At 59.9% G+C, this 13017-nt stretch carries 12 protein-coding genes; 10 read left to right on the plus strand and 2 right to left on the minus strand.

The window, feature by feature from the left end:
- Positions 1-14 precede the first annotated feature (14 nt).
- From AC2FI9_RS03590 to AC2FI9_RS03600, 3 genes are all read left to right on the plus strand, one after another.
- Entirely contained in the window at positions 15-2933 is a 2919-nt protein-coding gene (locus AC2FI9_RS03590) for an error-prone DNA polymerase (protein WP_496765673.1), read from the plus strand.
- A 50-nt stretch (positions 2934-2983) separates the two neighbouring features.
- Entirely contained in the window at positions 2984-3397 is a 414-nt protein-coding gene (locus AC2FI9_RS03595) for a group III truncated hemoglobin (RefSeq protein WP_496765677.1), read from the plus strand.
- 148 nt (positions 3398-3545) lie between these two features.
- Positions 3546-4484 carry a DMT family transporter gene (locus AC2FI9_RS03600; RefSeq protein ID WP_496765680.1) on the plus strand — a complete coding sequence of 313 codons (939 nt, stop codon included), beginning with the start codon at positions 3546-3548 and terminating at the stop codon, positions 4482-4484.
- Between the two features lie 54 nt (positions 4485-4538).
- Here AC2FI9_RS03600 and AC2FI9_RS03605 read toward each other — a convergent pair whose 3' ends face one another.
- A complete protein-coding gene (locus tag AC2FI9_RS03605; protein ID WP_496726459.1) occupies positions 4539-5651 on the minus strand; it encodes an S-(hydroxymethyl)glutathione dehydrogenase/class III alcohol dehydrogenase in 1113 nt (370 codons plus the stop codon).
- Between the two features lie 130 nt (positions 5652-5781).
- Here AC2FI9_RS03605 and AC2FI9_RS03610 point away from each other — a divergent pair, with 130 nt between their 5' ends.
- Positions 5782-6069 carry an I78 family peptidase inhibitor gene (locus tag AC2FI9_RS03610; protein ID WP_496765682.1) on the plus strand — a complete coding sequence of 96 codons (288 nt, stop codon included), beginning with the start codon at positions 5782-5784 and terminating at the stop codon, positions 6067-6069.
- 61 nt (positions 6070-6130) lie between these two features.
- Positions 6131-7783 carry a Y-family DNA polymerase gene (locus AC2FI9_RS03615; RefSeq protein WP_496765685.1) on the plus strand — a complete coding sequence of 551 codons (1653 nt, stop codon included), beginning with the start codon at positions 6131-6133 and terminating at the stop codon, positions 7781-7783.
- A gap of 16 nt (positions 7784-7799) precedes the next feature.
- On the opposite strand, the gene AC2FI9_RS03620 is transcribed toward AC2FI9_RS03615, so the two are convergent.
- Positions 7800-8525, minus strand: a complete 726-nt coding sequence (locus tag AC2FI9_RS03620; RefSeq protein WP_496765687.1) for an SDR family NAD(P)-dependent oxidoreductase — start codon at positions 8523-8525, stop codon at positions 7800-7802.
- Positions 8526-8751: 226 nt separating this feature from the next.
- On the opposite strand from AC2FI9_RS03620, the gene AC2FI9_RS03625 reads away from it, so the two are divergent.
- From AC2FI9_RS03625 to AC2FI9_RS03645, 5 genes are read left to right on the plus strand one after another with little or no spacing between them, the layout of a single operon-like run.
- Positions 8752-10083, plus strand: a complete 1332-nt coding sequence (locus AC2FI9_RS03625; protein WP_496765689.1) for an NAD(P)/FAD-dependent oxidoreductase — start codon at positions 8752-8754, stop codon at positions 10081-10083.
- Positions 10037-10582 (plus strand): hypothetical protein, encoded by a 546-nt coding sequence (locus AC2FI9_RS03630; RefSeq protein WP_496765691.1) that lies wholly within the window; start codon positions 10037-10039, stop codon positions 10580-10582. Before AC2FI9_RS03625 ends, AC2FI9_RS03630 begins: the two co-directional genes overlap by 47 nt.
- Positions 10582-11805, plus strand: a complete 1224-nt coding sequence (locus AC2FI9_RS03635) for an MFS transporter (RefSeq protein ID WP_496765693.1) — start codon at positions 10582-10584, stop codon at positions 11803-11805. Before AC2FI9_RS03630 ends, AC2FI9_RS03635 begins: the two co-directional genes overlap by 1 nt.
- Positions 11802-12419, plus strand: a complete 618-nt coding sequence (locus AC2FI9_RS03640; RefSeq protein WP_496765695.1) for a DUF3833 domain-containing protein — start codon at positions 11802-11804, stop codon at positions 12417-12419. The genes AC2FI9_RS03635 and AC2FI9_RS03640 overlap by 4 nt, the downstream gene beginning before the upstream one ends.
- Positions 12416-12958, plus strand: a complete 543-nt coding sequence (locus AC2FI9_RS03645) for a DUF3833 family protein (RefSeq protein WP_496765697.1) — start codon at positions 12416-12418, stop codon at positions 12956-12958. Before AC2FI9_RS03640 ends, AC2FI9_RS03645 begins: the two co-directional genes overlap by 4 nt.
- The last annotated feature ends 59 nt before the right edge of the window (positions 12959-13017 follow it).

The following is a 13017-nucleotide window of genomic DNA, read 5'->3' on the forward strand; positions in this document are numbered from 1 at the left end:
AATACGGAATCGTCATGTATGCCGAGCTGTCGATCACGTCCAACTTCACCTTCCTCACCGGGGCCTCTCACCCCGAGGAGTATATGGAGCGTGCCGTCACCCTGGGCCTGCCCGCCATCGCCATCGCTGATGACAACTCGGTCGCTGGGATCGTCCGCGCCCATACGCAGGCGCGCGAGATCACCCGCAAGGTGCGCGAACGGCTGGAGTGGGAGGTGCAGAACACCTCCATAGGCCCACCCTGCCCCGATCACATCCCCAAACCGCCCTCGTACCCGATCCACGCGGTGCCCCGCCTGATACCGGCGGCACGGCTGATCTTTACCGACGCACCCACGGTTACCGCGCTGCCCCTGAACCGACAGGGCTGGGCCAATCTGTGCCGCATCCTCTCCAAGGGACGGCTGCGCGCCGAAAAGGGCAACTGCATCCTGCACCTGTCCGACCTTTTGGAGTTCTCAGACGGTCTCCACCTGCTGCTGTGGCCACAAACGGCCCGGTCTCCGGGCGGCGCGGGCGGCTGGCGGACACAAGCGCAACAGCTGACGCGCCGCTTTGCCGGGCGGATGCATCTGTTGATGCACCCCCGGTATGACGGCGCAGATGGCGTATATTTCTCTTTATTAGAGACTGAATCAAAGCAACTCGGCCTCCCCACACTCGCCAGCGCCACGCCGATGATGCATCACGGCACGCGCCGCAAACTGGGTGATGTGCTGACCGCCATCCGCCTGCGCCGCAAGGTCGATGAGTTGGGCCGCGAGGCGCTGGCCAATGGCGAACAACGCCTGCGGTCCGAGACCGAGATGCTGCGCATCTTCAAAGGTTATGAGGGGGCCGTTGCCCGCGCGCATGAACTCAGCGAACAGCTCACATTCTCGCTGGACGAGCTGCGTTATGAGTACCCCAGCGAGGGCAGCGAGCAGGAAACCCCGACCCAGCGCTTGCATCGTCTGGCGCATGAAGGGTTGCAATGGCGCTATCCGGCAGGCGCGTCCGAGAAGGCGCAAAAGATGTTGGCGCATGAGCTCACCTTGATCGGTAAGCTGAAATACGAGCCCTATTTCCTGACCGTCCGCGACATCGTCCATTTCGCCCGCTCGCGCGGCATCCTCTGCCAGGGGCGCGGGTCGGCGGCCAATTCTGTGGTCTGTTTCTGCCTCGGCATCACTGAGGTCAGCCCTGAGATGGGCACAATGGTCTTCGAACGCTTTGTCTCCGAGGCGCGGGATGAGCCGCCCGATATCGACGTCGACTTCGAACATGAGCGCCGCGAAGAGGTGATTCAGCACATCTATGACCGCTATGGTCGCCATCGCGCCGGCCTCTGTGCCACGGTCGTGCATTATCGCGGCAAACGCGCCATCCGCGAGGTTGGCCGCGCGATGGGACTGACCGAAGACACGATCTCAGCGCTCTCATCTCAGCTTTGGGGCTTCTTCTCCGCTGCGGGGCTTGAGGCGGAACGGATGCGCGAGATTGGCCTCGACCCCGAAGATCGCCGTCTAAAACAGACTCTAATGCTAGTATATGAGATCGACGGGTTCCCCCGTCACCTGTCTCAGCATGTCGGCGGCTTCATCATCACCGAGGGGCGTCTGGACGAGCTTGTTCCTATCGAGAACGCCACGATGGAGGACCGCACGGTCATCTGCTGGGACAAGGACGATATCGACACGCTGGGCATCCTCAAGGTCGATGTCCTCAGCCTCGGGATGCTGACCTGCATTCGCAAGGCCTTTGATCTGATCGGTCAGCACCATCAGACCAGCTATACACTCGCCACCCTGCCGCCCGAGGACCCTGTCGTCTACGACATGCTGTGCAAGGCGGACTCGATTGGCGTGTTTCAGGTGGAATCACGTGCACAGATGAACTTCCTTCCCCGGATGCGGCCCCGCAATTTCTATGATCTGGTGATTGAGGTCGCCATCATCCGCCCCGGCCCCATTCAGGGCGACATGGTCCACCCTTATATCCGCCGCCGGAACGGAGAGGAGGAGGTCAGCTTCCCCTCGGACGAGTTGGGCGAGGTGCTGGGCAAAACGCTGGGCGTGCCGCTGTTTCAGGAACAGGCCATGCAGATCGCCATTGTCGGCGCAGGCTTTACCCCGGAACAGGCCGACCGGCTACGCCGGTCTCTGGCAACCTTCAAGAAGCACGGCAATGTCAGCGAATTCCGCGCGCTGTTCCTGCGCGGGATGAAACGCAACGGGTATGAACAGGACTTCGCCGAACGCTGTTTTTTCCAGATCGAAGGCTTCGGCTCTTACGGTTTCCCAGAAAGCCACGCGGCCAGCTTTGCGCTGCTGGTCTATGCCTCGGCCTGGATCAAATGCCATCATCCGGGGATATTCGCCTGCGCCCTGCTGAATTCGCAGCCAATGGGATTCTATGCCCCCGCCCAGATCGTCCGCGATGCGCGCGAGCATGAGGTTCAAGTGCGCCCGGTCTGCATCAATGCCAGCTTTTGGGACAATGTGATGGAACCTGACGGTCAGGGCGGGCTGGCGCTGCGGCTGGGCTTCCGCCAGATCAAGGGCCTCAGCGAGGAAGATGCCAGCTGGCTGACAGCCGCGCGCGGCAATGGCTACCATCAGGTCGACGATGTCTGGCGCCGTGCCGGTTTGGGACCATCGGTCATCGAACGGCTGGCCGAGGCGGATGCCTTCGCCGCCTGCGACCTGACACGGCGCGAGGCATTGTGGCAGGCCAAAGCGATCGCCACAGCCAAACCCCTGCCGCTGTTCTCGCAAGATCTGGAAGGGGAGGCGCTGGATGAACCCGAGGCCTACCTGCCGAAAATGACCTTGGGCGAGCAGGTGGTCGAGGACTACGTCGCCACCCGCCTCAGCCTACGGGCGCATCCCGTCGCCCTGCTGCGGCATATTCTGACACCGGACCCGCGCGACAAAACCACGCCTGTCGCATGACCGCAGAACGGGATATTGCCCCTGAACAGAGTCGAAATCGGACCATCCCAATGACCAGACCCACCCTGCCCCCACGCTTTCCCGCGACGCCAGATCAGATCAACGCTCAGGTCCGCGCCTTTTACGCCCGCGTGCGTGAGGATGCGACACTGGGACCGGTCTTCAACAAACATGTCCACGACTGGCCCGTCCATGAGGAAAAGATCGCCGCCTTCTGGCGCAACGCGATTTTGTTCGAGCGCAGTTATGACGGCAATCCGCAGCGGGTTCATATTGAACGTCCCGACGTAAAGCCCGAGTTCTTCGCCCATTGGCTGGACCTGTTCGAAGAGGTCGCAACCCAGACGCTGCCCTCTGAAACCGCAACACCGTGGGTCGCGCTGGCGCGCCGCATTGGTGTGGGAATGAAGGCCGGTGTTCAGTCCGCTCGCCAACCCAAGGACGCTCCCCCGATCCTGCGATGATCTCGCGGCATAGCAGCCATGCAATGTTAGCGGTAAATTAAGGACTATGCGCGCAGCCAAAATGGGTTTACTCAAAGGCAAGCCACCCGCAACATACGCGGTGTGATGGCACAGTCACAACACCGAGACATCACCCGGGGCCACAAAGATGAGCACTCAGAACTCCACCCTCCGGGGACTCGGCTATGCGTTTTTGGGCTTTGCGGTCTTTGCCAGCCATGACGCGCTGATCAAGGCGCTCGGCGGCGTCTACTCGGTGATGCAGATCATCTTTTTTGCCACGCTGTTTTCCTTTGTGCCCATGGCCGTCACGATTCTGACCGACCGGACAACCGGGAACTTCCTGCCCCGCCACCCATGGCTGGTGCTGCTGCGGTCAGGCTTGATGGTCACCGCAATGTCCTGCGCGTTTTACTCCTTTTCCGTATTGCCGCTGGCCGAGGTTTATTCGCTGCTATTTTCCTTCCCGCTGATCGTGACAGTCCTATCGATCCCCATTCTCGGCGAAGTGGTCCGCGCCCAGCGTTGGGCCGCCGTGGGCGTGGGCTTGATCGGCGTTCTGATTGTCCTGCGTCCAGGCGCAACGGATATCACGCTGGGCCATCTGGCCGCCCTGATGGCTGCCTTTTGCAGCGCCTTTGCATCCGTGCTGGTACGCAAGATCGGAAATGAAGAACGTTCGGCGGTGCTGATCCTGTACCCCATGCTGTTGGCAATCGCCGTGATGAGCCTTGCACAACCCGTTGTCTATCAACCGCCATCCTTGCTGCATCTGGCGATGATGGCATTGGTAGGCGTATTCTCGGTCATCGCCCAGCACCTGATCATTCTGGCCTATCGCGCGGCACCCGCCGGAGTTATTGCCCCCAGCCAGTATAGCCAGATCATCTGGGCTACGATCTTTGGCATGGTCTTCTTTGGTGAACGCCCGGATATCTGGGTTGCGGTGGGCGCCAGCATCATCATCGCATCCGGCGTCTATGTGGTCTGGCGCGAAAGCCGGATCAACACCACCTCGGCCAACACCCCGGTTCTGCGCGTGCGATCACCTCGGTCAGATACCGGGGCAACGCGGCCGGGGGAATAAGAAACGGCGCGCTGTTTAGCGCGCCGTAATAGCGTTTTCCGAAGGTTTAGACCCTTAGTAAAGGACCACAGACCGGATGCTTTCGCCTTTGTGCATCAGGTCGAATCCGTGGTTGATGTCGTCCAGACCCATTGTATGAGTGATCATTGGGTCGATCTCGATCTTGCCCTCCATGTACCAGTCGACAATCTTGGGCACATCGGTCCGGCCCCGCGCGCCACCAAATGCAGTGCCGCGCCACGAGCGGCCAGTGACCAGCTGGAATGGGCGGGTCGAGATTTCGGCCCCAGCCGGCGCCACGCCGATAATGATCGATTCACCCCACCCTTTATGTGCCGACTCCAGTGCTGCGCGCATCACGCCGACATTGCCGGTGGCGTCAAAGGTGTAGTCCGCGCCGCCTTTGGTTAGGTTGACCAGATAAGGCACCAGATCGCCTTCAACCTCGGACGGGTTGACGAAATCGGTCATGCCGAACTTGGTAGCCATTTCGACCTTTGACGGGTTCAGGTCGACGCCGACGATCTGGTCCGCTCCGGCCAGACGCAGGCCTTGAATGACGTTCAGGCCGATGCCGCCCAGACCAAACACGATGGCACGGCTACCGATCTCAACCTTGGCAGTGTTGATGACGGCACCGATGCCGGTGGTGACGCCACAACCGATGTAGCAGATCTTGTCGAAGGGCGCGTCCTCACGCACTTTGGCCAGCGCGATTTCCGGCAGAACCGTGTGGTTCGCGAAGGTTGAACAACCCATGTAGTGCAGGATCGGATCGCCATCCAAGGTCGAAAACCGCGAGGTTCCGTCGGGCATCAAGCCCCGGCCTTGGGTTTCGCGGATCGCCTGACACAGGTTGGTCTTGGGGTGCAAACAGTATTCGCACTCACGACATTCAGGCGTGTAGAGCGGGATCACGTGATCACCCGGTTTCAGGCTGGTCACACCTGGGCCCACTTCAACCACAACGCCTGCGCCTTCATGGCCCAGAATCGCCGGAAACAGGCCTTCGGGGTCAGCGCCCGATCGGGTGAATTCGTCGGTGTGGCAGAGGCCGGTGGCTTTGATCTCGACAAGAACCTCGCCCGCCTTGGGGCCTTCGAGGTTCACATCCATCACTTCCAAAGGTTTGCCCGCCTGGACGGCGACGGCGGCACGGGTACGCATGGTTGTTGTCTCCCTGTCTTATTTGCCCCGACCCTGCGTCAATTGCAGGGCATTTTCAACTGCGCTTTGGTGACAGGTTGGCTAATTGTTTGATATTGCAGTAACGACATTGTCAGAAGGAGAAACGCCAATGCACCGATTTATTCCCGCTCTGGTCCTGCTGGCAGCCTGCGCCGAGACGACCGCGCCTGTTGCAACACCTGCGTCGACGGACGCCGCCTCGGTTGATCTGGCCTTTTGCCAGGGCGAAGCTTTTGCCGATTCCATTGGCCAACCGGTGTCGACCATTCATGGCCAGCTGCCCGAACGCTCGCGCGTTCTGGGCCCCGATGACATCGCCACACAGGATTACCGCATCGACCGGCTGAATGTTTTCGTGAGCGGCTCGGGGATCATTCAACGCCTGACCTGCGGGTAAGCGTGGACTCGGCGGACGATTCTGAAGTAAGAACAAAGTGAGAACATTTTGATGTCTGCCGATGCCGAAACGCCGAATACTCTCATTGTGGTTCCCCCGTCTGGGGGCTGAACGGCTGATCCGTGCTGCGCGGGGGCTGCATGCTGGCCCTTTGGCCGTGGTTGCGGAACAGTCAAACATGCAGGTGATTACCTCGCTGAACGTGGAAGCGCAGGCCGCCGGTCTGCGTGTGGGTCAACCCGTGCGTGATGCCCACGCCATGTGTGCAGCCCTGATCACGCGACACCGCAACGCCCCGGCTGAGGCTGCGTTTCTAACCGCGCTGCGCCGTTGGGCCGGCAAGTTCAGCCCCTGGGTGGCCGAAGAGGCACCAGACGGGCTGGTCGTCGATCTGTCAGGCTGCACGCACCTGTTCGGCGGGGAAGATGCACTACTGAGCGTCATTGAAACCGACTGTGCAGATATGGGGCTAAGCGTGCAGATGGGCATCGCCGACACGCTGGGCGCGGCCTGGGCGCTGGCACGGTATGCGGGGCAAGAGGCCACATCAGATCGCAACGGCGACGCCATCAGCCAAGAGGCGCGCGCCACCCGCGCGCGCGCAGGGAAACGGCGGCACTGGACCAAGGGCGGGGCCGCGCCGCAAGTGATGGCCCTGGGTGGCGGCGCACGGATCGCAGCACCAGGGCAATCTTATGGCGCGCTCAGCCCCCTGCCGATTGCAGCGCTGCGCCTTGAGGATCAGGTAGTCGCACAACTAAACCGACTGGGCCTGCGCCGGATCGGCGATCTGCTGGGCCAGCCGCGTGCAAGTTTGGCGCGGCGATTTGGGCGAGGGTTGGTTCTGCGATTGGATCAGGCGATGGGCAGCGCCCCCGAGCCGGTCTCGCCCGCACGTCCGCCCCATCACTTTGCGGTGCGGATGACCCTGCCCAATCCGATTGGCCTGATCGAGGACGTTATGGCCGCCATCGACCGAGTCTTGCCCACGCTGTGCGCGAAGCTCGAAGAGAAGGCGCGTGGCGTCCGCACCCTGCGGCTTGAGGCGCATCGCGCCGATCAGGCGGCTGAGATCATCGAGGTTGGTTTGGCTCGGCCCACTTACGACAAACACCGCATTCGCCCTTTGTTAGAGATGAAAATCGATAAGATCGACGCAGGCTATGGCATCGACATGCTGCGGCTTGAGGCGATCCAGACCGAGCCCATCCACACCCGCACAGTGGCCGGTCACGCCGAGGCGCGCCGCGTGGCTCGCAATCGGCTTGAGGGCAATACAGCCGTGGATGACCTGATCGGCAAACTGGGCGCCCGGGTCGGGTTGGACGTGATCACCCGGCGGCACCCGGCGGCCTCACATATCCCCGAAAAAACCGCGCAGACTTTGGCGGCGGCATGGTCAGAACCCGCCCGCGATTGGCCCGCCCCACCGCGCCCGCGCCCGTTGCAGATGTGGCAGCCCGAGCCGGTGATGGTCGCTGAAGCCCCGGATGTTCCAGCCGCCTTTCGCTGGCGCGGGCGCGACTGGCAGTTGGCCCAGGCCACCGGCCCGGAACGGATCGCACCCGAATGGTGGCTGGATGACCCCAACTGGCGCAGCGGCGTGCGGGACTACTGGGTGGCTGTCACCGAACAGGGTGAGCGGCTGTGGCTGTTTTACGGCCATGGCGGCACGATGTCGGCAGGCTGGTTCTGTCACGGGCAGTTTGGTTAGAACGCCTGTTTAGAGTCTATTTTCCGCGGTAAATCAGCCAATCCGGCAGGTAACCCAGCAAACGGATCACCCAAGAGAACGGTGCCGGGAAATCGGTGCGGAACCGGCGGCGCGACATCGCCCTGACCACCCGGTCCGCCGCGTCCTCGGGAGTCATCAGCATCGGCATCTTGAAAGTGTTCTTTTCGGTCAACCGGGTCTTGATGAAGCCCGGATTGACGATCCGCACGGTTACCCCCGTGCCCGCCAGATCAAATCGCATCGTTTCAGCCAATGAGACCAGCGCCGCCTTGCTCGCCGCATACCCAACCGCAGCCGGAAGTCCGCGATAGCCAGACAAAGACCCGATCAGCGTGATGTCACCCCGACCCGCGCGCACAAACCCGGGCACCGTCTCGCCCAAAACGCGCAGCGCGCCAAGATAATTCACGTCTGTCATCGACAGAACAGCATCGGTGTCCCAATCGGCTGATTTCATCGGCTCATAGGCCCCGGCATTGTAAACCAGACCATCCACACCCCCGACCTCTGCCACGGCGCTGCGCACAGCCTTCAGGTCGGTCACGTCGAACGGCACCGCCCGCGCATTCGGAAGGGTTTCGCAGATCTCGGCCAGTCGTGCCGCATTGCGCGCCGACAGGACCAGATGTGCCCCCTGACGGCTTAGCGCCTGAGCCAAGGATCGGCCCAGGCCCTCGCTGGCGCCAACAATCCAAATAGTTTTTCCGTCAAAACTGTTCATGCTTGGGCTATCCGCACTGTCGGGAACACATGATCCGGACATTGGTTTCGTGTTTTTAAGACATGTTAGGGATTCTACGATCAGGTACCAAAGCTGGATCACGTGACTGCACCAAAAATCGGGCAGACTTTACGAAGTAACGCACGTTCAAAAAAAGTCCAACGTGATTGATCCGTACCCGCAACTAGTACGTAATCCTTTTTAAATGTCTCACTAAGGGGATCACATGTTCGACGAACCACGGGGCTCACGCAAGAAAATCGCAATTGTAGGTGCAGGCATTTCGGGTCTATCCGCCGCTTACTATTTATCCGAAGACAACGACGTAACGATCTATGAGGCCCAGCCCCGGCTGGGCGGTCATGCCCGGACGGTGATGGCGGGCAAGAACGGTGATCAGCCGGTCGACACCGGGTTTATCGTGTTCAACTATGCCACCTACCCGAACCTGACAAAATTGTTCGACGAACTGAACGTCCCCGTCATTCAAAGTGAGATGAGCTTTGGCGCAACGATCGACAATGGTCGCCTCGAATACGGGCTGAACAATCTGCGCACTCTGACCGCGCAAAAGCGTAACCTGATGCGGCCGGCCTATTACAAGATGATCTCTGACATCCTGCGCTTTGGCAAAGAGGCGCCAGGGGCAGCCAAGGACGATGACACCACAATTGGGGAACTGATTGATCAACTGAGACTGGGCCACTGGTTCCGCCACAACTATCTGATGCCCATGTGCGGGGCGATCTGGTCCACCCCCGTTGAATTCATTGACCGTTTTCCCGCGCGGTCGCTGGTACAGTTCTTTCAAAACCATGCTTTGCTGGCCGGTGATCGAACCAAACAACACCAGTGGTGGACGGTCAAAGGCGGCAGCATCGAATATGTCCGCCGCATCGAGGCCTCTCTGCGCGCCCGCGGTTGTGAAATCCGCGTTGCTGCTCCGGTTCAGAACGTTCAGCGGAATGAGTTGGGCGTAACTGTACATAGCGAAGGTCAGGCCGATCTGTATGATGAGATCATCCTCGCCACCCATTCCGACCAGTCACTGGCCATTCTAGGCGACAGCGCCACACCCGAGGAAAAAGCCGCCCTCGGTGCAATCAAATACCAACCTAACAAGGCCGTTTTGCATTGCGACCCGGGCCAGATGCCCAAAAGGCGGGCCTGCTGGTCCAGCTGGACCTATCGGTCGCAAGCCGGAAATGTCGGCGTCACCTATTGGATGAACAGGTTGCAGAACATTCCGGACAGCGATCCGATGTTTGTGACCCTCAATGTCTCAGCAGATATTCCCGCGGACAAAATCTATGACAAGGTCGAGTTTGCCCACCCGGTGTTTGATCAGGCAGCCCTGAAGGCACAAGGTCAAATTCGCGAGATGCAGGGACAGAACAAAACGTGGTTTGCCGGCGCATACAACCGGCACGGTTTTCACGAGGACGGGATTGCCAGCGCGATGCATGTTGTCGAGCGATTGAATGGCACCCCGCAAACCATCGGAGCTGACAATGGCGTTCTGGATAAAGACCAGGTCATCCCTGTCGCGGCAGAGTAATCCATTCTGGCGCGCTATTCTTCTTTCATTGACTTTGCTGGCCCCAAGCGGACTGGCAGCGTCAACCGTATCGAATGCATTGCCGAGCGCCGAATTGCGCGGCTCGGCGACGTTCCGGTATCTGGGCCTGCCGATTTATGACGCGAAGCTGTTTACGGCCGGTGGCGCCCCGTTCAGCTGGAGTGAGGATTTCGGTTTGCAGCTGACCTACCGCAAGAACATCAAGCAGAAGGCTTTGATCGAATCCACGCTTGATGAAATGAAACGGCAGGGCAACAGCGGGCTGACACAGGCCAACCTGGGACAGTGCTTTGAGGCCGTCAGCAAAGGTGATGTTTATCTGGCTGTTTCGGATGGGCCGAACAAGGTTGGTTTCTGGCTCAACGGGCGCAAAACCTGCAACCTGACCGGGCCGGGCATCAAAAAGACATTCATGTCGATCTTTCTTGGCAACAACACCAGATCGGCAAGCTTTACGCGCCAGTTGAAAGGGCAATGATGCTGTATCCACGCGTCAGCCTCTATGCACTGATGCTCGCGGCGGCGGGTATCCCCCTCTATATACATCTGCCGCGCTTTGCAGCCGTCAACCTTGGGATCAGCCTTGGCGTGATCGGTACCGTTCTGCTGGCGATCCGACTGGTGGATCTGGTGCAGGACCCGCTAATCGGCTGGGCGATTGACCGCTGGCCGGGTGGTCAGTTGGCGTTTGCCGCCGTGGCCGCAATTGGGCTGGCCGTAGGCTTCCCGCTGCTCTTTGCTCTTCCCGAAGGCGCAAGCGTGACATCGCTGATCCTGATCCTAATACTGCTGTTCTCGGCCTATAGCCTTGGAACCATCCTGCTTTATGGGCGCAGCGCAACACTGGCTAAGGCACCGGACACGAAAGAGTTGATGACACTGGCAGCCTTCCGTGAAGGTGGACAACTGGCCGGGGTTGTCATCGCCGCCAGCGCGCCCGCGCTGTTTGTGGCTTTCGGGGCCGGTGCGCAGGGATATCCAGCCTTTGGCCTGTTCCTGGGCGTCCTGTCGATCGTCACCATCGCGGTGACCTTTCCGATGTGGCGGCGGACACCGATTACGGGTGCGGGCCTGTCTTTCACCGGATTGGGTCAGGCCGGGGCGCTGCGCCTTCTGGCGCTGGCTCTGGTCAACAGCCTGCCGGTCGCCATCACCTCGACCCTGTTTCTGTTTTTCGTCGAGGACCGGTTGCAACTTCCGGGCAAGGCGGGTCCCTTGCTGATCCTGTTCTTCCTCAGCGCCGGGGCCAGTGTGCCGCTTTGGGCCAAGCTCAGCAATCGCATTGGCCCAAAACAGACCCTAATTATTGCAATGCCGCTGTCTATTGCCAGCTTCATAGGTGCCGCGATGTTGCCGTCAGGCGAACTTCTGGGCTTTGCCCTGATTTGTCTTGCCTCTGGCGCGGCGCTCGGGGCTGACATGGTGGTCCTGCCTGCCATGTTCTCGGTCGTTTTGACCCGCGCTGGCCTGAATGCGTCAGCTGCGTTCGGTATCTGGTCCTTTGCTGGCAAACTGGGCCTTGCGCTGGCCGCCTTCTTTACATTGCCCCTGCTGGAACGCAGCGGTTTTACACCTGGTCAATCGAATACCGCCCAAGCCCTGGACACACTCAATCTGGCTTATGCGGTACTACCCTGCATCCTGAAATTTGGTGCGTTTGGCATGGTCCTGACGTTGCCCACGGAGGTCTCAGCCAAATGAAAACGCTTGTTGTTTTACTGTTCGCCGCTCTCGCTTTGTTTATCGCCAAGAACCGGTTCCTGAGCTTCCGGTCGCAAACACCGGCCGACTACGCCGGCACTGGGCCTGCATTCAAAATGAAAGAGGTACTGAACGGAGAGATCCTGTCCGAAGGGCTGATCTATGGGCCGAACGGCAAGATGTCGAACAGTTTTGTCGCCCGTATGGTTGGGAAATGGGATGGAAACACCGGCACGTTGGCCGAGCATTTCACCTATTCCAACGGCAAACAGATGACACGCAAGTGGTATCTGACGCTGGGCACCGGCAATACGTTCACCGCCACGGCGGATGACATCGTCGGCGAAGGTCATGGAACAATTTCAGGAACAACTGTCAAACTTACCTACCGCATTATTCTTCCCGAGGATGCCGGTGGGCACACTTTGGACGTCACCGACTGGATGTACCTGACCGAAAACGGTATAATCATGAACCGGTCCGAGATGCGCAAGTTCGGCATTAAGGTCGCTGAATTGATTGCCACGATGCGTCCCGCGCCCGAGGTCAAATCCGCTCATGTCCCCGGCTCAAACGGCTATGATGCGGACGCAGAGCAAAGGCCGCTGCAATGATCTCGCGCCGGGCTATTGTCGCTGGTCTGGCAGTCATCGGTCTTGCGGTTCTAACCGCCTGTTCTGCCAAACCGCGTATTCCCAAGACCTTTCTGTCAGACCGGCAGCTGAACCTTGAAGAGTTTTTTGAAGGGAAAACCGTCGCTTATGGTCAGTTTCAGGATGTTCTGGGCAACGTACCGCGCCGATTTACGGTGGATATCGACGGAACGTGGGATGGTGAAACCCTGACCCTGGTTGAGGATTTCGTCTATGATGACGGCGCCACCGAACAGCGTGTCTGGACGCTAACCAAGACGGGCGAGGACACCTGGACCGGCACGGCCCCCGGCGTTCTTGGAACCGCCAGCGGTGTCGAACGCGGCGATACGTTCAACTGGACATACAAGATCGACCTGCCGATCAAAGAAGGCACCATGCGGGTCAACTTTGACGACTGGATGTGGCTGCTAGACGATGACCGTCTGCTGAACCGAGCCTATGTCTCGCGTTATGGCGTCCGACTGGGCGAAGTCATTCTGTTTTTTGAGAAGAAGTAAGCTAGCAGCAAAAGAAAAGGGCAGGTCCGAAGACCTGCCCTTAAATTTTGTGGTTTAGC

The sequence above is a fragment of the Ruegeria sp. CDSA246 genome (genome assembly GCF_059611225.1).